The following is a 20277-nucleotide window of genomic DNA, read 5'->3' as shown; positions in this document are numbered from 1 at the left end:
AAGTATGGAGAGTAGTGAAATAGTAAGAGAAAAGGAACATCCTTTTGCAAAGAAAAGATGGATAATAGCAGTTACTTTAGTCGTATTAACATTTCTAAGTCTTTTTTACGGTCTTTTCGCAGGAAGTTTATCTTTTTCTTTACGAGACATTCTAACAGGGATACAAGATGAAAGTTCGACAGTTCATCGGATTGTATGGGATCTTCGCATACCGAGAGTGCTCGTTGGGTTTATAGTAGGAACGTGTTTAGCTACATCTGGAGCATTACTGCAAGGGGTTATGAGAAACCCTCTTGCAGACCCTGGAATTATCGGGGTTTCATCTGGAGCGGGTCTTGTAGCAATTGTAATTATGATTCTATTTCCTCAGCACATGGCTTTTTTACCGCTAGGAGCGTTTTTAGGAGCTTTCATAACAGCGATGGTCATTTATGCTTTATCATGGCAAAAAGGGGCACCGCCTTCAAGAATCGTCTTAGTAGGTGTGTCAATCAATGCATTAATTGGTGCAGCAACGTCAGCATTAATGTTATTACATAGTGACAAAGTACAATCCGTGTTACCGTGGTTAGCTGGCGGTATTGGTGGTGTGAGCTGGGCACATTTAAATATGATTATTTACTATGCAACATTCGCTATTATATTAGCTTTCTTCGGTATTAAACACATTCGAGTATTAATGCTTGGGGATGAAATGGCGAAATTATTAGGGCATAACGTGGAAAGAAGTCGGTTTTATTTAATAGTAGTAAGTACAATGTTAGCTGGAATTGCGGTTAGTGTTTCTGGTCTAATTGGATTTGTAGGTCTTGTTGTACCGCATATGTTACGTTTATTAGTTGGAAATGACTATAAATATTTACTGCCATTATCATGCCTTGGCGGAGGGATATTACTTGTTTTCGCGGATGCGATAGCTCGAAGTTGGTTCGATCCAATCGAATTGCCTGTTGGTATTTTATTGTCCTTCTTAGGTGGTCCGTTCTTCTTATATTTAATTCATAGAGGAGGAAAACAACGTGATTTCCGTTAACAAAGTGTTTTACGCACATTCTGAAAGATTTCAAATGCAAAATATGAATGTACATATTAAAGCTGGAGAAATCGTTAGTTTAATCGGTCCGAATGGATCCGGGAAATCTACTTTGCTGCGTTTAATAGCACGGCTACTTAAACAAAGCGAAGGAGATATCATTTTAGATGGGACAAATATTCATACGATGAAGAGTGCAGATGTAGCGAAGCAATTAGCGATGTTACCACAAATGCATGATCATCAATTAGATTTAACAGTGAAAGAACTAATAGAGTTCGGAAGAGGTCCTCATAAATCATGGAGTAGTCGCTTAAACAAAGAAGATGAAGAAATTGTTGATTGGGCATTGTCTGTTACAAATCTTGAAGGGTATGAATATCGTCTTTTACAATCCTTATCAGGAGGAGAAAGACAACGTGCTTGGATTGCGATGACGCTAGCACAACGTACAAATGTCTTATTATTAGATGAACCAACAACCTTTTTGGATATCGTTCACCAGTTGGAAGTAATGGAACTTGTGAAACGATTAAACGAGGAGTTTGGTATGACAATTATAATGGTCTTACATGACATTAACCAAGCGGCTCAATATAGTGATCGTTTACTCGTATTAAAGCGAGGAAAGATTCAGTATGACGGTGTACCAGAAGAAGTATTATGTCAACAAATGTTTCAACATGTATTTGGCATAGAAGTAGATATTTTTCAAGGAAGCGACAAGCCATTTTTTACACCGAAACGAATTTCTAAAAAAGGAGCAGAGCGATGCAAACAGAAGAACGTATTACCATTGAATTAGTAAGAGAATTTGTTATGGCAGCTCACGGAGATTTAGAAAAAGTACAGGAACTATTGGCAGAATCGCCAAGCTTACTTCATGCCTCTTATAATTGGGGCGGCTCAGATTGGGAAAGTGCCTTAGGAGCAGCGGCCCATGTAGGACGTAAAGATATTGCACTTTATTTACTGGCAAAGGGCGCTCGGATGGATATTTTCGCAGCGGCTATGCTTGGTGAACTTGAAGTCGTACAAGCTATTTTAGTAGTACAACCAGAAGCATTATTTGCACCTGGCCCGCATGGCATTTCGCTACTTCAACATGCACGAATGGGTGGAGAAAAAGCTCAGCGTGTATTTGAATACTTAACAGTGCTTTCTTAATGACCGCAAAGTTCTTATGTGCGGTAAACTTTCCACTCAAAAGATTGGAAGGTTTACCGCCCGTTAGAACGGGATAAGTATCTAGTATATATGAAAATCCTACACCCCCTCAATTGTAGTTTTCTTAATACTAGTTATGATATGGATGCAGTAGACACTCTTTTGTCTACTGCTTTTTTTGATATAATACATTTTTATAAGACTGAATTTTCTTTCTTTTTAGTGGCGTCTTGATAAAAATTATTTAACATTTAAGTAGTTTGAAATATATAGTTATGTAATGAGGTTCAAAATGATGGGAGTGAATAAAAGAGTGTTTCATACAGATCGTTTACAATTTCGCAAATATACAATGGATGATTTACCGTTTTATGCTTCTTTATGGGGGGATGAGAAGGTAATGCGCTATATTGGAAATGGAACGTTAAAAACATTTATGCAATGTAAAAAAAGTTTGGAGGAGAGGGTACTTCCAAATTATAAAAACGGTCTCGGTTTATTTGTAATGATTGAAAAGGAAACAGGGATACGAATTGGTCATGCAGGACTTGTCAAGCAGAAGGTAGATGGAAAAGAGGAAATTGAGATTGGCTATTGGTTACTTCCTAAGTATTGGGGGAAAGGGTATGCGAAAGAGGCTGCGGCGGCATTTCGAGACTATGGTTTTCAAGCATTACAAATGAATAAATTAATTTCACTTATTAATCCGAACCACCCAGCTTCAATATTTGTTGCTAGAAAAACAGGGCTTAGTTATGAGAAAACAACTTCATTTCATGAGATGGATGTTCTCGTTTATTCCATTAAGCGGGTTGGATGAAAAAAGGTGAATTGCATTTTTTGGAGAATGGTATATAAAAATAAAGGGGGGATTACATGTATATTTACCATAATGGACTTATTATTCGTGAGGGAACGAACGGTGTACCAGCATATGCAATTAAAACTTTATTTGAAGATGCCGGTTGGAGTAATGATAATATCCCTTCTTGGCAAATTGAAAAATTTACGATAGCATTTGAAAATTCCACATGGGCTTTCACAATTTGGGATGAAGAAGAAATGGTCGCGATGGTTAGAGTGATTTCTGATCAAATCATGGTTGCTAACATAGTAAATTTAGTTGTGAAGTGTGAGTATAGGGGAAAAGGGTTAGGTAAGAAACTTGTAGCTCTTTGTTTACAAAAGCTTCCGCATGGCGATTGGTTTGCGCATACATCCGCTAGCAATTTTGATTTTTATAGAAGTTGTGGTTTTGAAGTAAGAGAGTTATCAAGAAATGGAACATGTGCGTATTATGGGTATCAAGTGGCAAAAAAGGATGGGCATCGATAAAATTATAAGGTAGTGAAGAAAAAGGATCGCTATTTTAATAATATAAACTGAACTGAGACTTATTTTGTGATAAAATAAAAGAAAATTCAGTTTATTAAACGGGGGATAAAAATGAATGTAAAAGTTGGGGATGTATTTAAATACGAAAGAAGGTTTACTGAGGAAGAAGTTTTTGAATTTGCAAATATTACAGGCGATAAAGGTAGACATCATATGGAATATGATGAGAATGGACGATTAATGGTTCATGGTCTATTGACTGCTAGCATTGGTACGAAAGTAGGAGAAGAGTTACATTACATAGCGAGGGAATTAGTAAGTGAGTTCATTAGACCAGTTTTTACAGGTGATACGATTACTTGTGAATTAACATTAACAAATATTGAGCAAATGGAAGGATATAAAAAAGTTTCAATTGAGTCCGTTTATCGCAATCAACATGAAAAGACTGTACTGGTTGGGACGAGTTATGGAATTATAAGGGAATAAAAAAGAAGCCTGTTTCGTAACAGGCTTCTTTTTTATCAATTAGTAAACTCGTTTTCGATTTTCAGCATGACTAGAGATAAGTAATAACGCAGATTCTTCACCTATGTTACGGACAATATGGGGAACGCATGCATTCCAGGAGAAAGAATCACCTTCTTCTACAATTGCAATGTCTTCACCATGTTGAACTTCCAGTTTTCCGCGTAATACAAGATGGCACTCTTCGCCTTCATGAGCATTTGGTGAGTTTTCTTTCGGGAATCCGGCAGAAATTTCTACTAAAGATAGGCGGAGACCACCTTGCTCAGCAACATGCTCAATTCTTTGTTCATCTTTACCGTATACGCTGTATTTCCGTTCTTCTTTTTTTATAATTTTCATTCGATCCTTTTGTTCTAACAGTAAATAAGGAAGGGGAACATTTAAAAAAATGGAGATTGTTTCTAAAGTTGAGATAGATGGTGATGTTTTATTATTTTCAACCTGACTCATAAAACCTTTAGAAAGACCTGTTCCTTCACAAATTTGTGCAATTGTTATGCCTTTACGTTGACGAATTTCACGTATTGCAGAACCAATATTCATAAAATCAAGCTCCTTTTTGTAAACAACTATTTGTATCATAGCAAAAAAAAAATATATTTTCCCACTGAAAATGAATTGACGAATAAAAAAAATTAGTGTATGTTTTGTAATGTAAATAAAAGTTTTGTATAAGGAAACTATAAAGGAGAGAATGAAATGAATCAACATATCGGTAACTTAATTATTCGTATCGTGTTAGGGGTAACGTTCTTTATGCACGGTTTAACAAAATTCCAATCAGGAATTGACAATATTGCAGGGTGGTTCACAAGCATTGGTTTACCAGGAGGACTTGCATACGGTGTAGCAACAGTGGAATTAGTTGGTGGTCTATTGTTAATTCTAGGTTTAGGTGTAAGATATATTGGATTATTATTTGCACTTGTTATGGTTGGAGCAATTGTAAAAGTGAAATGGTCAGCTGGTTTATTAGGAGATGGGAAAAATCCTGGCTTCGAATTAGAACTTGCATTATTAGCAATGGGTGCTTATTTATTTGTTGCGAAAGCTGATGGTTTTGTAGATAATTTCTTAAAAGAGAAAATGTCAAAGAAGAACTAATTTAAATGGGGGTATAACAAGATGAGCTTTCAACTTCATCCCGAAACAACACTTGGTGTTGTTCATCTATACGTATCAAATATAAAGAAATCACTAGAGTTTTATACAGAAGTATTAAGTATGAAAGTGCTAAAAGAAGAGAAAACAGTCGTTACATTTGGGAATGAAAATGAAGAACCACTCCTTATCATTGAAGAAAAGAAAGAAGCTTTACCAAAGCAAAGAGGGAGAACAGGGTTATATCATTACGCAATTTTATTACCAACCAGACAGGACTTAGCGAACATTCTTCGTCATCTTGTAGAGATGGTATATCCACTGCACGGTGGAGCCGATCATTACTTTAGTGAAGCTCTTTATTTAGCTGATCCAGATGGAAACGGGATTGAAATTTATCATGATCGCCAAAAAGAAGTTTGGCGTGATGAGAATGGAGAGCTACCATTTGTTAGTAACCCATTAGCCGGTGAAGAATTATTGCAGCAAGGAAGTGCATGGAATGGGTTCCCGGCTGGTACTGTGATGGGGCATATTCATTTACATGTAGCTGACTTAGAAGAAGCGAAACGTTTCTACGTTGATGGTCTTGGCTTTGAAGTAACAATCCCAGCTCGTAATGGAGCGTTGTTCGTATCCGCAGGTGGTTATCATCATCATATCGGTTTAAATACGTGGCAAGGTGAAGGGATACCACCACAAATGCCAAATTCCGTCGGCTTGAAATATTTCACCATTGTACTAGCAGATGAAAAACAAAAAGAGCAAGTGTGTGAAAGCTTAAAATATATTGGCGTAGTTGCTACGTACAAAGATGGAATATTACAGGCCAAGGATCCGTTTGGACATTGTATACATTTCAAAATAAAAGGAGAAGCCTAAAAAAGGCTTCTCTTTTTTACTTTCTTATAATTGCTTTTTCGTTTTGTAAAAATAGTTGGTCAAATTGCTTTGCAAGGTCAAAATCTAGTTTCGTCAAACCTTTTGCATTCCATGATGACAAAGTAATAATGACTGCTTTATACTGGATAAGGATAAATGGGTGGTGATTATGTTCTTCTGATAGTTTGGCGGCTTCAGAGACAAATTCGACTCCTTTTAAGTAGTCGGAAAACATATATTTTCTTTCAATCCATTTTTCATCTTTCACTGTCCATTTATCCAGCTTAACTAATTCTTCTTGTACCTCTTCATTAGTTAGTCGTAGCATCATTTTTCACATCCTTTACCTGTAGTAACGCAAGACCGTTGTTAATAAGACGTGTTACAGATTCGTCAGTTGTGAAAGTAGAAAGTTGTTGCAATAATGCCGCTGATGCTTCGTGGCCTTTATTATGTTCTAAAAGCAATTCTAAAATTTCAAGACGAAGCAACCATTCTTTCGGATGAAATTTATTTAATACTTCTTGAATAGCTATTAATTGATCAGTATGAGTATCGTGTAAAATACTATCGTTACGTATATCCCGAACTGTTTGATACATACGTTCAAGCTCATTCAGTACAAGTGGATCAGGAGTTTCTTGTACTTCTTCATTCATCGGGAAAAATGCAGCCGCATCTGCCGCTCCTGGGAATACAGAAGTGATTTGTGAGCCGACAGCCATATCAAATGCTCCCCATGAAGGATCAAATAATAAGCGATCTTTATGAGTAACTGTACAATTTATAAAGGAGATAAGAGCAATTTTTTTATCATTCTTTACAATGTCTGTTACTGTTCCTTTTACATGAATGCCGCTTGCAAAAGTAAACTCTGCACTATGTCCAATTGTAATGCCTAATGATTGTAATTGTTCTTCTGTACAATTTTCTAATGCAATATCACCATCTAGTAATCCGATTGGTGTCCCGAATCCATCGCTGTGCACAGATGTAGAATGATTTGCTAGTTGTTTATTATGAATTGCTAATGCAGTTGGTGAGCTTGTTCGTGTGTAAATAACTTCACCAGTATCATTTTTAATTGTCTCTGTAAATGTACCCGTAATTTGTAATCCACTACTTAGCTCAGTTGTAGCATGATTTTCGGAGCGGATTGCTTTTTCTAATCCTTCTGTGCCACCTGTTTTAAATGCCATCGTTGTAGAGAACTGCTCAAGTGCCTCAGTCAACTCTTCAAATGATTCACAAACAAATAGCTGTGGCTGCATTTTTGTTACGTCATAAGTTGTCCCGGTGCAAGCTTCAATTGAGAATGGAACTTTCTTTACAGCATCTGTTAAGCAATGCTTACTTTCACCGACAGAGGAAAGGAGACCAGCACCGTAAATTTTTGGGTCATCTATATTACCGATTAAGCCGTATTCCACTGTCCACCAGAATAGACGTGAAATTTGTTCTGCTTCTGATAAACCAGAAACTAAGTTTTGTTTTTCGATTACAGCATTTTCAGCAGCTGCAACTTCTTCAGGTGTAGAAGTCGGGCTTTCTTTTACGATCGTTAATGTACGAACAGCTTCAAAAGCCTCATGTTCTTCTTTTGTGGAGAAAGCTTTCGCTCCAATTTGCCCAAAGCGTTTCACATATTTTGCATATGTAGAATCAAGTAAAATCGGTGCGTGTCCTGCTGCTTCATGAACGATATCAGGAGCTGGTGTATACTCGATATTTTCTACTTTACGAATATCTGTTGCGATTGGTAGTAATCCGTGCCCCTGAAAATCAAAGAATGCTACGCCGGGAATAAGTCCGTCAATCGTTACGGCGCCCCAGCCGCTTGGTGCTAAACAGTCATTCATTTCTTCTACTTTTGGAATCGCATCTATATTAATACCAGATGATTGTAGTCCATTAACATAGGCGGGATGAGCAACATCTTTTAAGAAGTTATGGTTTTGTTTCATAATGTAACGCCAAACAGCGTGATTCACCGGTGTGTATTGATCATAATGCTGTGTGGATACGAATGGTTTTAAATGTGATGGAATTTCTGTTTTCTTTGTCATTTAGACATCCTCCTTTTTTTCGATAAAAATGAATACCGGTTCGTATAGATTGCACCACCTCCCTTAAATAATGTAAGCGCTTATAAAATCTTATCATAAGATTCGGAATTATTTAACAACTGTTTGTGTGAGAAATAGAAAAAGCCCCTATCGGAAAATCCGATAGGGGCGAAAAAATCGCGGTACCACCCTATTTGTAAGTGAAAAGGTACTTACATCTCAACTAATGATAACGGAAAAACTCCGTCTTTTCCTTCATGCATAAAAGCACTACGAAAAAGAAGCTCCAGAATTGTAATTCGTACTTATATATGTGCTAATTTCCACCGACCATTAGCTCTCTGAAACAGGGATATAAGATACTACTGCGATTCTTTCAACGCGTATAATATGAAGTTATTTAAAAGGGAAGGACGCAAAAAAGCCCCTATCGGAAAATCCGATAGGGACGATAAAAATCGCGGTACCACCCTATTTGTAAACAATTAATTGTTTACCACTTACTTTAAGATAACGGAAAGATCCGTCTTTCTCTTCATGCATAAAAAGCAGTACGGGAAAGAAGCTCCAGAATTGTAATTCACGCTTGTATATGTACTGATTCGCACCAACCATCAGTTCTCTGAGACAGGGATATAAGTCGCTACTAGTATTCCTTCAAAGCCGATATATAATTCGTTCAACTAAACTATGTTTTGTATTATAAAACTATATTTAAAAGATTGTCAACAATAATTTTATTATTTCATTTCTAAATCGACGTTTAAATTAGATGTATTTCCGGCTGCATCAGTTGCTGCAATGTGGATTGTATTTTTCCCTTGTTGTAATTGATTGCGATCGAAATAAATTTCAAAGTTTTTCTCCCAATGGTTCAAGAATGCATTTTCCCATACGCCATTTCCATTAATTTCATACTGTAGTGTTACTGGATGTCCTGGAGCAACCCATCCGGATTCTGTCATCCAATCTAAAAGTATATCATCTACTTTTCCTCTAATTACGAGGTTTTCTTGATCTACTTCAGGCGATAATTTCGGTGCAGTGCGGTCGACAAATACAGCTCCTGTTTGTTTCGTTTCTCCTCCAGAATTAGAAGCAACAGCTTCAATTTGGTATAAGCCATCAGGTAGAGGTGATCCATCAGTTTTCGTACCATTCCATTTGAAGGATTTATAACCTGGTGTTTCATTCTTACCTTGATGAACGATTCCTTTATATGTTACTCGGTCTTTCGTAATTAAATTAGCATGAAACGTTACATCCTCAACTGGTGTAACTAAATAGTAATTGATAAGGTTGTCATCTAGTATTCTGTCATTATTTGGACTGAAAGTAGAATTAACGATTTCAAGGCCATCAATACGCTTGTATTCTTTCGGATCGATGCTAAATGTAAATGGAATACGCATTTCTTCAGCCTTCCCTTGCTCTTTTACATATAGATTTCCCGTATATACACCTTGTGGTAAGGAGCTATCAACAGTAATAGTAAAAGGCTTTTCGATGTTACTATTCGGTTTAATGCTAATAGAAGAAGGGAAAGAAGTCTGGACTTTTGTTTTTGTATCTAGTAATTCAATGCGAGTTGAAAAGTTTTTCTTTTTGTTAGAAAGATTTTGTAACGTAATATTTTGTGTTAACTTCACTTTGCCACTATTAGGTTTAATGAGACCGAAACTTACATTGTTTGGTTTCACTAATGCATCTGCTTTTGCTGCTTTTGGAATGTTAATTAAACCAGATCCTTGTGCCATGACAGGATATGTATTTTCATTGACATCCTTTAATGTTTTTGCAGTGTTGGCAAGAGCTGCTTTCAATTGTTCTGTCGTCCAATCAGGATGCATTTGACGCAGCAGAGCAACGGCTCCCGCTACTTGTGGCGCAGCCATACTTGTTCCGTTGTGAGATTCATAGCCACCTCTTGGTACTGTACTAGTAATTTTCACTCCAGGTGCAACTATATCAGGCTTTATGAGCCAACTTCCTTGTGATGGTCCTCTTGAACTGAAGTTACCAATAAGTTCGGTTTGGCTTGGTTGTCCAATTTTTATATTTTTCTTTCGTTTTGTAATTAAATTTTTCAACTCTTCACCATTTGTATTTGATAGTTGCATAACTGGAAGAGCTACATCTTCACGTCCAAAATATTCGGGCATAATATTAATTTCTTTTTCGTTAGAAATTAGTAGCACGCCGAGAGCGCCAGCTTGTTTCGCTTGTTCTGCTTTTACTAACGTGCTCGAAGTTCCTTGTAAAACAAGGGCGAACTTCCCGTTCACATCTTGTTTAGCGTAATCGCTTGGATTACCGTAGCCAACATATACAAGCTGAGCATCGTTTCCTACTTGGAAATCTACTTTTGATAAAGGTAATCCTTGGTAAGATTTATTGGAACCAGCTACTTGGAATGTTGGAAATGGAATAGAAACTGTAGATGCTCCAACAGAGATGACACTACTTGCGTTACCAGGAGCGTCAACAGACCAAGGTTTTGGTCCATCATTTCCATTTGAGACGACCGCAGTAACACCAAGTTTTGCTGCGCGTTCTAACGTCATTGTTACAGGTTGATCAGGTACATTCAAATCTTGACCAAGAGATAGATTTAAAACATCGGCACCATCTTGAATAGCGCGCTCAATACCTTGAATAATATCTTCGGTCGTACCAGTACCACCATCATTCATGACACGGTAAGCGAGTATAGAAGCATTCGGAGCAATCCCCTTTATTTTTCCGTTACCAGCAATAATTCCAGCAACATGGGTACCGTGGACGTTTCCATCCATCGGATCATTATCTTCATCGACTGTATCATAGCCACCGATATAATTTGCTTGTAAATCAGGATGGGTATAGTCGACACCTGAATCGATAATAGCGACTTTCATTCCTTTTCCATCAAGGGGTTTGCCAGTTGGATCTTTTAACTTCCAAGCTTCAGGTGCACCAACTGTAGGGCCTCCAACGTTTGGTGTTTCTTGATTCGCTGGGCTTTTTGATGTTTCATGTAACTTATATGTTAAGTTCGGATAAATTGCTTTTACTTCAGGTAAAGAAGCTAGAGCAGCAATTTGATCTCCTGGGATAGAAATAGAAAATCCAGAAAATAATGTACTATATGTTTCTTTTATCGTTGCCTTCGGTGCTTTTTCTTTAATTTTCTTTGTTGTATCCTCTTGTGCCTTTTTTAGTTGCGCATGGTATGATTGCACATTGCTATTTTTTAGATCCGGAGCATGCTGAATGTTACTTTGTGAAGCGAGTGGAGCATGCTGTAATTCTACAATGACTGAAATTTCTTTTGATGTTTTTGTTTCAACATTTTGCGCGATTTTGTTTGCTCCCCATTGTTCAATATTCGCTTTTAACTGTGGACTAAATTGCTTCTCTTTTTGCAGTGACTCAGCATGGGCGCTTAAAGCTCCAAAACTCGAAAAGACGAGCGCCATACTTAATAGTGTAGATGTAGTTTTTTTCATTGAAACTCCCTCTAATAAAAAGTGCCAATATTCCGAAAATAAATATTACATTTTTGTCGTTAATTATAGGAACGGATGTTGGCTAAACTATACATTCGACATAATTCCTACCAATCCTCTTTGAATTGAAAATTTCCTGGGAAATTTTTTGGGATTATGTCGAATGGATATTTTTCACATATTGTAAGTGGAAAGTGAGGAATGCTATGAGGGAAATGGGGGTGCTATATGAAAAGGTTTATAGTAAGTGGAATCGTGATTCTGTGCCTTTTTTTCTGTTCAAGTTCTATTACTAGCGCAGAAAACAATGGAGTGAAAGTTGCCTTTATTCGTAATCATAATCTATGGATTAAATTCGGTGAAAAAGAAAAACAAATTACAAAAGGAGAGTACATAACAGGGCCGAAATGGTCACATAATGGAGAATGGCTTGCATATGCAAAAGGAAAGAAGCGAAATCATTTTGAACTGTATCGGCTGAAAGATGGCAAGAAAGTTACACCATCTCAATCAGCAACATCGAATTATCAATGGTCACCAACAGAGAATATAATTGCCTTTGTATTTGCACGTACATTAAATATATTTGATGTTGAAAAAAAGAAAGCAGATTATGAAAATGTAGCCAATGGTGCAGGTGACTATGCATGGTATCCTGATGGTAAGAAGTTTCTTGTATCATCAGAAGCGTACTTGCTTCCAACAGGATGGACAGGTGCTCAGTTATATGAAATACAAAAGGATGCAAATATGAATCCTCATAAGATGAAACATTTATATGCACTACCGAATGAGCATGATGACTTTTTAGCATTAGTTGGAAGTGGATTTAAGTGGTCGCCAGATCAAAAATGGATTTCTTTTTTGGCAGTACCAACAGCTTCTTTGTCAGCGGATAGTAATACACTTTGCTTAATTCGATCAGACGGCAGTCGTTTTGAAACAGTAGATCAAATGTTATTAAACACACAATGGTTCAAATGGGCGCCATCAAAAAATATATTAGCCTATATTGAAGGAAGCGGGAGAGTTGCTTTAGAGAATAAGCATTTAAAAATAAAAGAATTGCCGGCTCTCCAGCAAAATACATTTACTCCAAAAGGCTATGTTGATTGGGATTTCACATGGAAGAACGATAATGTAATTATCGTTTCAAGGGCAAAGGAAGCAGAGCTATCGGTCCCTCTAGAAAAAAGACCACTACCATCTTTATATGAAGTAAATAGTATAAACGATGAACAAAATCAAATTACAAAGCCATCAAATAGCCAAGGCGATTATAACCCTATTTTTATTAAGAAGAGCAACCAATTAATGTGGATCCGTTCAAATCGTAAGAAAGCTGATGTATGGCTTGCTCATAGCGATGGGAAATATGAAAAGAAGTGGATTGAAAATATAGATGTGCCAGAGTGGTATTATGAGAAATGGGATTGGGAAGATGTCGTTTCGGTTAAAGACAAGTAAAAAAACCTGCCTAAAATATAATTTTTAGGCAGGTTTTTCAATGTTATTTATGTGTTTTATTTGGCTTTTTTTTCGCAGGGTTTCCGTTCCCTTGGCGCTTTCTGTTTTGTTCATCTTTTGCTTGTTTTTCATGTAATGTATCTAAAAAATCATTTGAGTTACTCATTTTTATATCTCTCCTTTTTTCATTACGTCCTAGTTACTATAACCATTTAGGAGGATAATCATGAGATAAAAGTTAAGCGCTTAGTTTTCTTCGGTAGTATACGTAAAATAGTCCATATGTAATGAATGACATAAGTAAAACTTGTAACTCTACATTTTCTTTTAAAATAGTTGCGACAGGAGCTGGTAAGTAAGGTGATGTATCGCTCGTTCCTAAACCTAACCATTTGTTTAAGAGGTTAAAGATACAAAACATGAAAACACCAGACCAGCTTGCGATAATTGCCTTCTGCTTAATTTTTGTTTCCCGTTCATCATCTGTAATCCAAGGATTAGCAGTTTTATCGCTATTAAAAAAGCCATTTATGTATCCCCATATGATCATTCCGATAAAGAAGATAATCCATTTCATATTTGTAATCCTCCTCTTCTTGTAAAAAATATTTTACATATATATAATTGTAATATTTTCCGAATATTGATGTCAAACACTTTTTACATTCTGCTTTTTAAAATAGCAGGAGTAAAGAAAAAATTAGGGAAGAAATATGTGAGACTATTTCATAGTGAGAGGAAGAGGAGAATGAAACTTGTCTTTGTTCGGCATGGTGAAGGTGAGCATACGAAAGATTTACCATTAAGTTTACAAGCGGTGAATCCGCCATTGACGGGTGTGGGAAAGAAGCAGGCTAAATTACTTCAGTGCGATGTACCATTACAAGAAAAGGATATATTAATCGCTAGTCCTACACTTCGAACTTTACAAACTGCGGCAATATGGGGTGCGGAAGTTGCTTGTCAAAAAATTGTTCATCCATATATATCCCCGCGTATTTTCCCTTACCGGGAATCCGCCAAAACATTGCCGTGCGATCAATTGTTAGATCGAAAGGTAATAAAAAATTTATTTCCACATTTTTCATTAGAAGAAAGTACAAATGAATTGTTATGGAATGAGGGAGTCAATATTATCTCGGAGAAGGAATTTCAGCAAATAGTAGATGAATTTCTGCACTGGTGCTATCAGTTAAGAGCAGAAAAAGTTTGTATCGTTTCACATGATGGAACAATTACAGCGTATAGGCAATATTTACAGAAAGTCGCTTTAACTAGAGCTGATTTTTTGAAAGAAACGGGTATATATGAAATGGACTTATAGGAGGGGGATTTGTAATGGAAGAGTTAGGGGGAAATGTGTACGACTTAAATGAGCAGAGAGTATACTTTGGCGTAGCGGAAATTAAGTAATATGCAAAATTGCATATTACACATATTGTGAATTTAGGGAGTTGAAACTAGTAGAATCCATTTTACATAAAGATACAAAATCACATGTTAAATCGATAGCTTATGTAGATGGAAATGTAGCACTTATGTTTACAATACGCTTATTTTACAGGCTTATTAACCATGACAAAATGTTAGAAGAAGGTGTTCAAGAAGCGAGATTAATCGATGAGGAGACACATACATTTCGATTATATAAATAGCGTGAAACACGTTTATTCTATATTCGAATAAATGTGTTTCACATTTAACTCACATTTTTTTTACACTTTTTTCAATGAAAATGATTATCACCTGTGGTATGATATGTTCAAGTTTTTACAGGTAATAAAAGTTACTATATATACGTTAGTATTTAATTTTTTGTATGTATGTCACGAATTATTCACAATTAACATTTTAAAAGTAAGTAACTAATGTTATTATATTATCTGTAACTGACTTAATTACAACTTTAGGAGGAAGATATGATTATTCAATTTTTAAGAGAAAACAAAACAGTTTCTTTTGTATTAGCGATAATTCGAGTGTATCTTGGTTACACATGGGTAATGGCTGGAATCGGTAAACTACAAGGAAAAGGCTTCGATGCAACTGGTTATTTACAAGGTGCAATTGAAAAATCTAAAGGAGCACAACCAGCTGTTCAATCCTGGTGGGCATCATTCTTACAAGATTTTGCAATTCCAAACGTTGATTTATTTAATACACTTGTGACGTGGGGAGAAATTTTAGTCGGAATTGGTTTAATTGTGGGCTGTTTAACAAAAACAGCGGTCTTTTTCGGTCTTGTAATGAACTTTTCCTATATGTTTAGTGGGTCAATTGGTGTAAACCCTGAAATGGTTATCTTATCCATGTTCGTTCTTGTTTCTGGTATGAATGCTGGAAAACTTGGAATTGATGGCTTCGTTATTCCAAAAGTACTAGGATCAAAAACTCAAAAACGCCAAAAGCAAGCTGCTTAATATATGAAAACGGGTATCTCAAAAAGAGATACCCGTTTATTTTTCAGCATTTATAGGATTTTTCTCGAAGAAATCTTTTACATACCCTACAAATTCTTGTGGCTCTTGACGAAATGGAGCATGATAACCCTTTTCAATAATATGGAAAGTGCTATTTTTTAAGAATTGATGATAAGTTTCGCCTTCTTTCCAAGAAACGCTACTATCATTTCTTCCCCATATAATTAAAGTTGGTTGCTTAATTTCATTTGCATTGATTTGAAGACGCCTAGGCCATAATTTCATTTTATTATAATGCTCTTCATCATTACGCTTGAATTTAACTTTTCTCTCATCATAATCTGCAATAGAAGAAACGGCACTTAAATCAGTCGACACCTTTGGTTTTGGTGAACCTTGTTTATTAACGAACGTATGAGGGCCGCCTGTAGCATCAGTTAAAATAAGGTGGGTAACCGCTTCAGGGTATAAATATGTTAAATTAAGAGAAATTTCTCCGCCCATCGAATGTCCCAGTATTGCGAATGAGTCATACCCTAGTTTTTTCATTAACTTATAATACAAATTTGCATGAGTTGGAAAAGAATAATAAAAATCCATCGGCTTAGAGGAACGTCCGAATCCTAAAGCATCAACAGAAATAATCGTATGATCTTTTGCTAAATCTGAGTAAATCTTTTGAAAACCATCGGATGATCCTCCAAATCCATGGATCATAAGTAAAGGTGGTTTTTCATCACCAATCTTTTTAAAGTAAATCGTTTGACCATCTATCTCTACCATTTTTTCCTCGGTAGCTAGTTTCGCTGTAATTGTATTTTTAACTTGTTTTACTTGTTCTACTGGCTTTTCTGCTGTACTACATCCTACTAATAGTGTAAGAGTAAGACAACCTACCATAAAATAGCTAAATCGCTTCAATTAGGTGTCCCCTTTCTAACATAACGCTGCATCTATCATAGCAAATAGCATATTACGATTTCCAGGAAGTTGATTACCATTCTTTATCATAAGAGGTGAAAGGAGCGTTTCCTGGAAATCTGCTGTTTGAAGAAATTGGCGGAATATGAATTGTGAGTGCGGAACATCAATGCGTATCGTCCCACTCCACGATTTACAAATCATTTCTAATAACTGAATAGCGTCTTTTTCTTTTTTTGATATAAGCGGAGTGATACATAGTACATCTCCTTTTTGTATGCATAAAGCAAAAGTATCTATTTGATTATCCCGTTCTATTTTAAAGGAGTAAGTTGCTCTCGATAGTAGCGATGAAAAAAGCTTAGAACGATATGCACCAGTCGCAGTTTGATCAAGAAAAATGAGAGATTGAAGATCGGCTTGCTGAATTTGTTTTATGGGAAAAGAATTTGTACTTATATGAGCCGCTTGTTTTTCGAAACGATGAATTGTTGTTATTGATTGAAATCCATAAGATTCATATAAGGGTTCGCCAGCTTTTGTTGAAATGAGCGTAATAGGGAGCGATGGATGAGTTACTTTTAAGCTATTGCTTAACAAAATACGGCCAATTCCTTTTCTTTGAAAATCAGGATGCACGATTAACATACCGATAGAAGAAAATCCAGGGGCAAATGAAAAGACCCCGCCCGCTGCAATAAGTTTATTCTCATGTACATAGCCAAAAATTGTGCCAATGGAAAGGTACATATGGAATTGCTCTTTCATAAAAATCTCATGCTGTAACCACCCGACTGATTTACAAAGAGAGAGTAAATCTGGAATGGAAGATTCGTCTAGTTTTACTGTTTTCATAAAGTTCACCATATTTCTATTTAAATTAGAAAAAATAAGAATAATATTACGAAATGTAAAATAATAGGTTCGTATTAAAAAAATCCAACATGTTTATATTTTTCTTTGTAAAGGGAAGTATGTTTGATATGACAAGACAAACTTATACAAATTATAACTGAAATTTACATAAGTTAACAAAAAATTTACATATAACTCATTTTCTCTTAACAGTCTTCTATTAAATTTGATAGTGGGAAATGAATAACCTAATTAGGGGGACAAGACAGTGAAAAAGTTTGTAAAAAAAGCATGGCCATTTGCAGTTGTGGCGTCGTTAGCAGTTACTTCGGTAGCAACATGGAATTTTACGCGTTCTAGTGAGGTTAATGCGGATGAGAACGGAAACAATGCAAAGATTAAAAATGTCATTGTATTAATTGGGGATGGTATGGGGCCTTCATATATGACAGCTCATCGTTATATGAAAGATAATCCAAAAACATTTGAGATGGAATCTACAGAATTTGATAAGCATCTTGTAGGAACACAAAAAACATATCCAGAAGATGAACATGAAAATATTACAGACTCTGCATCGGCAGCTACTGCGATGTCAGCAGGTATAAAAACATATAATGCAGCTATTGCAGTAGATAATGATAAAGCTGAAGTGAAAACAGTATTGGAGCAAGCGAAAGAAAAAGGGAAGTCAACGGGACTCGTTGCAACGTCTGAAATTACGCATGCAACACCAGCTGCATTCGGTGCACATGATATTAGTCGTAAAAATATGGACGCAATTGCAAATGATTACTTTGATGAGAAAATTAAAGGTAAGCATAAAATAGATGTTATGCTTGGCGGCGGTGTGAATAACTTTGTTAGAAAAGACCGCAATCTTACAGAAGAATTTAAGAAGTCTGGTTATAGTTATGTAACAGATCGTAATCAATTATTAAATGATAAAAGCGATCAAGTTCTTGGTTTATTTGCACCAGGTGGTTTAGATAAAATGATTGACCGTACTGACAAAACACCTTCATTAGAAGAGATGACAAATACCGCGATTGAGCGCTTGAACAAAAATAAAAATGGTTTCTTCTTAATGGTCGAAGGTAGTCAAATTGATTGGGCTGGACATGATAATGATATTGTCGGTGCAATGAGTGAAATGGAAGACTTCGAAAAAGCGTTTAAAGCAGCAATTGAGTTTGCGAAAAGAGATAAGAACACATTAGTTGTTGCAACTGCAGACCATGCTACTGGCGGATTATCTTTAGGTGCGAATGGGGAGTATAACTTTAAAGTAGATCCGATTAAAGCTGCGAAACGTACGCCAGACTTTATGGCAAATGAGATTGTAAAAGGTGCAAATGTAGAAGAAACATTGAAAAAGTATATTGATCTACAATTAACATCAGAAGAAATTAAAGCTGTAAATGATATAGCTCCATCAAAAGATGTAACAAAGATTGATAATGCAATTGAAGATATCTTCAATAAGCGTTCGGTTACAGGTTGGACAACGGGTGGACATACAGGTGAAGATGTGAACGTATATGCATTCGGACCAGGTAAATACTTATTCTCTGGCGTTCAAGAAAATACAAATATAGCTAAACGTGTCTTTGACATCGTTGGCGGCGGTGATCCGAATAAAGGAAGACGCTAATTATAAATGAAAGTGAGGCGAAATGCCTCACTTTTCTTTTTAGGAGATGGAAAGATGAGAGTTTTTTTAGGGAAATTAAGATTCCTTCTAGTATTTGTATTATTGCTAGTTGGGTGTCAATCTCAAGAGAATAATATAGAACAAAAATCTGCTGAAAAAACTGAGGAAAAGGTACATATAACGAAAGAAGAAGAGAAATCCATTCAAGATGTTATTGAGGCATTTGTACGGACGACGAATGAAAAAAATCTTGCTGAGCATATGGAGTTATTTTCAAAGAAGATGCCTAGTGCTGAAGACTTAAAAACACAAAAGGAAGCGGCATTTCAAAAGGGAAATAAGAAAATAGAATTGGAACATATGAATATGAAAGCTCTTAAAGGTGGGCTTGTTATTGTTGAAACGGAGGAAAAAGAAGTAGATGGAGGGGTTACTCTTCAAAAGAAAATGCAGTATGCACTTGGAAAAGAAGACGAAGGGTGGAAGATTGAAGAAGTTCGTACGATAGAGAAGAAATAAAGTGAAACTTTAATCAGGGGGAGTCTTTCTGCCCGCAAATAGCGGAATAAAAAAAGGTTCTCATAGGAGAGAACCTTTTTAAAGTGGTAATAAAATTTGATTTGAACATGCTTCAATGTCATCAATATCTTGACGGATTGTTGCCATCTTATTATCGAGATCTTCAGCTTTCATAGCAGCGTCATGTAGTTCATCCTTCAAATAATCAGGTATATTTCCTTCATATTTGTAGTAAAGTTTATGTTCTAAACTTGCCCAAAAGTCCATCGCAAGTGTACGTAATTGAATTTCTGCAAATACATCTTTCGTACCAGAATTTAGTAACAATGGATATTTAATAATCATATGCAAACTTTTATAGCCATTTCCTTTTGGATTGGCAATATAATCTTTTACTTCTACAATTTCCATGTCTCCACGATTTTCAATAACCCCTTTTAAATGGTAAATATCTTCTACAAAGCAACATGTAATACGGATGCCAATAATATCTTGTAATTGTGTTTGAGCATTTTCAACTGTTGGTGATAAATTTTTACGCTCAAGCTTCCTAATGATACTTTCGGGTTGTTTAAGTCTTGTTTTTATATGTTCAAACGGGTTGTAGTCTTCTAAAAATTGAGCTTCCCGGTTCATAATTTCAAATTTAGTTTTTAACTCTTCTAAAGCAAATGTATAAGGTAATACAAAAGCTTTCCAGTAGTTAACGGTTGATTGGTTATATTCCATTTATATACACACCTTTTCTTATTTACAAGTGAAGTTGTTATTATACTAAACACCAAATCATGTAGGCGCAAGCAGCAAATGATGAGATCATAAAGCGATATTTAGTTTT

At 35.9% G+C, this 20277-nt stretch carries 22 protein-coding genes, 1 pseudogene and 2 other annotated features; of the genes and pseudogenes, 14 read left to right on the top strand and 9 right to left on the bottom strand.

Annotated elements, in window-relative coordinates:
* Positions 1 to 4: 4 nt before the first annotated feature.
* The 6 genes from NSQ47_RS15355 to NSQ47_RS15330 all read left to right on the top strand — a co-directional run bounded on the left by NSQ47_RS15355 (position 5) and on the right by NSQ47_RS15330 (position 4024).
* Positions 5 to 1033 (top strand): FecCD family ABC transporter permease, encoded by a 1029-nt coding sequence (locus NSQ47_RS15355; protein ID WP_341037271.1) that lies wholly within the window; start codon positions 5 to 7, stop codon positions 1031 to 1033.
* Complete coding sequence (locus NSQ47_RS15350) at positions 1020 to 1838, top strand: ABC transporter ATP-binding protein (protein ID WP_002111952.1); 819 nt, start codon at positions 1020 to 1022, stop codon at positions 1836 to 1838. The genes NSQ47_RS15355 and NSQ47_RS15350 overlap by 14 nt, the downstream gene beginning before the upstream one ends.
* The gene (locus tag NSQ47_RS15345) at positions 1805 to 2200 is read left to right on the top strand and encodes an ankyrin repeat domain-containing protein (protein ID WP_002160409.1); all 396 of its coding nucleotides are present in this window, start codon (positions 1805 to 1807) and stop codon (positions 2198 to 2200) included. The genes NSQ47_RS15350 and NSQ47_RS15345 overlap by 34 nt, the downstream gene beginning before the upstream one ends.
* A 292-nt stretch (positions 2201 to 2492) precedes the next feature.
* Positions 2493 to 3020 carry a GNAT family N-acetyltransferase gene (locus NSQ47_RS15340; RefSeq protein WP_002015253.1) on the top strand — a complete coding sequence of 176 codons (528 nt, stop codon included), beginning with the start codon at positions 2493 to 2495 and terminating at the stop codon, positions 3018 to 3020.
* A gap of 56 nt (positions 3021 to 3076) precedes the next feature.
* Entirely contained in the window at positions 3077 to 3535 is a 459-nt protein-coding gene (locus tag NSQ47_RS15335; RefSeq protein WP_002160411.1) for a GNAT family N-acetyltransferase, read from the top strand.
* A gap of 111 nt (positions 3536 to 3646) precedes the next feature.
* Positions 3647 to 4024, top strand: a complete 378-nt coding sequence (locus NSQ47_RS15330) for a MaoC/PaaZ C-terminal domain-containing protein (protein WP_002160412.1) — start codon at positions 3647 to 3649, stop codon at positions 4022 to 4024.
* Between the two features lie 39 nt (positions 4025 to 4063).
* Here NSQ47_RS15330 and NSQ47_RS15325 read toward each other — a convergent pair whose 3' ends face one another.
* Positions 4064 to 4609, bottom strand: coding sequence for a helix-turn-helix domain-containing protein (locus NSQ47_RS15325; protein ID WP_002160413.1), 546 nt, complete (start codon positions 4607 to 4609; stop codon positions 4064 to 4066).
* 156 nt (positions 4610 to 4765) lie between these two features.
* Between NSQ47_RS15325 and NSQ47_RS15320 the strand changes: the two genes are divergently transcribed.
* On the top strand, positions 4766 to 5170 hold the full coding sequence (locus NSQ47_RS15320; protein ID WP_001071557.1) for a DoxX family protein: 405 nt from the start codon (positions 4766 to 4768) through the stop codon (positions 5168 to 5170).
* Between the two features lie 21 nt (positions 5171 to 5191).
* On the top strand, positions 5192 to 6049 hold the full coding sequence (locus NSQ47_RS15315) for a VOC family protein (protein ID WP_002160414.1): 858 nt from the start codon (positions 5192 to 5194) through the stop codon (positions 6047 to 6049).
* Between the two features lie 16 nt (positions 6050 to 6065).
* On the opposite strand, the gene NSQ47_RS15310 is transcribed toward NSQ47_RS15315, so the two are convergent.
* The 3 genes from NSQ47_RS15310 to NSQ47_RS15300 all read right to left on the bottom strand — a co-directional run bounded on the left by NSQ47_RS15310 (position 6066) and on the right by NSQ47_RS15300 (position 11603).
* Entirely contained in the window at positions 6066 to 6380 is a 315-nt protein-coding gene (locus tag NSQ47_RS15310; RefSeq protein ID WP_002111944.1) for a 4a-hydroxytetrahydrobiopterin dehydratase, read from the bottom strand.
* Entirely contained in the window at positions 6361 to 8115 is a 1755-nt protein-coding gene (locus tag NSQ47_RS15305; RefSeq protein ID WP_340825924.1) for an aromatic amino acid hydroxylase, read from the bottom strand. Before NSQ47_RS15305 ends, NSQ47_RS15310 begins: the two co-directional genes overlap by 20 nt.
* A gap of 161 nt (positions 8116 to 8276) precedes the next feature.
* Positions 8277 to 8504 (bottom strand) — a binding site (T-box leader).
* Positions 8505 to 8556: 52 nt separating this feature from the next.
* Positions 8557 to 8785 (bottom strand) — a binding site (T-box leader).
* Between the two features lie 70 nt (positions 8786 to 8855).
* Positions 8856 to 11603: a S8 family serine peptidase gene (locus NSQ47_RS15300; protein WP_341037268.1), complete on the bottom strand. Its 2748-nt coding sequence runs from the start codon at positions 11601 to 11603 to the stop codon at positions 8856 to 8858.
* A gap of 228 nt (positions 11604 to 11831) precedes the next feature.
* Here NSQ47_RS15300 and NSQ47_RS15295 point away from each other — a divergent pair, with 228 nt between their 5' ends.
* On the top strand, positions 11832 to 13070 hold the full coding sequence (locus tag NSQ47_RS15295; protein ID WP_341037267.1) for a TolB family protein: 1239 nt from the start codon (positions 11832 to 11834) through the stop codon (positions 13068 to 13070).
* Positions 13071 to 13113: 43 nt separating this feature from the next.
* On the opposite strand, the gene NSQ47_RS15290 is transcribed toward NSQ47_RS15295, so the two are convergent.
* Positions 13114 to 13236 (bottom strand): DUF4023 domain-containing protein, encoded by a 123-nt coding sequence (locus NSQ47_RS15290; RefSeq protein WP_000071861.1) that lies wholly within the window; start codon positions 13234 to 13236, stop codon positions 13114 to 13116.
* Between the two features lie 72 nt (positions 13237 to 13308).
* On the bottom strand, positions 13309 to 13647 hold the full coding sequence (locus NSQ47_RS15285; RefSeq protein ID WP_070146895.1) for a phosphoglycerate mutase: 339 nt from the start codon (positions 13645 to 13647) through the stop codon (positions 13309 to 13311).
* A gap of 171 nt (positions 13648 to 13818) precedes the next feature.
* On the opposite strand from NSQ47_RS15285, the gene NSQ47_RS15280 reads away from it, so the two are divergent.
* The 3 genes and pseudogenes from NSQ47_RS15280 to NSQ47_RS15270 all read left to right on the top strand — a co-directional run bounded on the left by NSQ47_RS15280 (position 13819) and on the right by NSQ47_RS15270 (position 15490).
* Positions 13819 to 14394, top strand: coding sequence for a histidine phosphatase family protein (locus NSQ47_RS15280; protein WP_341037266.1), 576 nt, complete (start codon positions 13819 to 13821; stop codon positions 14392 to 14394).
* A 2-nt stretch (positions 14395 to 14396) separates the two neighbouring features.
* Positions 14397 to 14725 (top strand): annotated as a pseudogene (locus NSQ47_RS15275) (delta-aminolevulinic acid dehydratase); the annotation flags it as partial.
* Between the two features lie 264 nt (positions 14726 to 14989).
* A complete protein-coding gene (locus tag NSQ47_RS15270; RefSeq protein WP_070146893.1) occupies positions 14990 to 15490 on the top strand; it encodes a DoxX family protein in 501 nt (166 codons plus the stop codon).
* Positions 15491 to 15526: 36 nt separating this feature from the next.
* Here NSQ47_RS15270 and NSQ47_RS15265 read toward each other — a convergent pair whose 3' ends face one another.
* Together NSQ47_RS15265 and NSQ47_RS15260 are read right to left on the bottom strand one after the other, a co-directional pair.
* Positions 15527 to 16411 carry an alpha/beta fold hydrolase gene (locus tag NSQ47_RS15265; protein WP_341037265.1) on the bottom strand — a complete coding sequence of 295 codons (885 nt, stop codon included), beginning with the start codon at positions 16409 to 16411 and terminating at the stop codon, positions 15527 to 15529.
* Positions 16412 to 16426: 15 nt separating this feature from the next.
* The gene (locus NSQ47_RS15260; RefSeq protein WP_341037263.1) at positions 16427 to 17266 is read right to left on the bottom strand and encodes a GNAT family N-acetyltransferase; all 840 of its coding nucleotides are present in this window, start codon (positions 17264 to 17266) and stop codon (positions 16427 to 16429) included.
* Between the two features lie 268 nt (positions 17267 to 17534).
* On the opposite strand from NSQ47_RS15260, the gene NSQ47_RS15255 reads away from it, so the two are divergent.
* Together NSQ47_RS15255 and NSQ47_RS15250 are read left to right on the top strand one after the other, a co-directional pair.
* Entirely contained in the window at positions 17535 to 18920 is a 1386-nt protein-coding gene (locus NSQ47_RS15255; RefSeq protein ID WP_070146890.1) for an alkaline phosphatase, read from the top strand.
* Between the two features lie 54 nt (positions 18921 to 18974).
* The gene (locus NSQ47_RS15250) at positions 18975 to 19439 is read left to right on the top strand and encodes a hypothetical protein (protein ID WP_002111930.1); all 465 of its coding nucleotides are present in this window, start codon (positions 18975 to 18977) and stop codon (positions 19437 to 19439) included.
* Between the two features lie 78 nt (positions 19440 to 19517).
* Here NSQ47_RS15250 and NSQ47_RS15245 read toward each other — a convergent pair whose 3' ends face one another.
* A complete protein-coding gene (locus tag NSQ47_RS15245; RefSeq protein WP_002111928.1) occupies positions 19518 to 20168 on the bottom strand; it encodes a GTP pyrophosphokinase in 651 nt (216 codons plus the stop codon).
* Positions 20169 to 20277 lie beyond the last annotated feature (109 nt).

This window comes from Bacillus sp. FSL R10-2780 (assembly GCF_038006125.1).
Lineage (GTDB): Bacteria > Bacillota > Bacilli > Bacillales > Bacillaceae_G > Bacillus_A > Bacillus_A cereus_U.
This window is presented reverse-complemented; position numbering and strand designations above follow the sequence as displayed.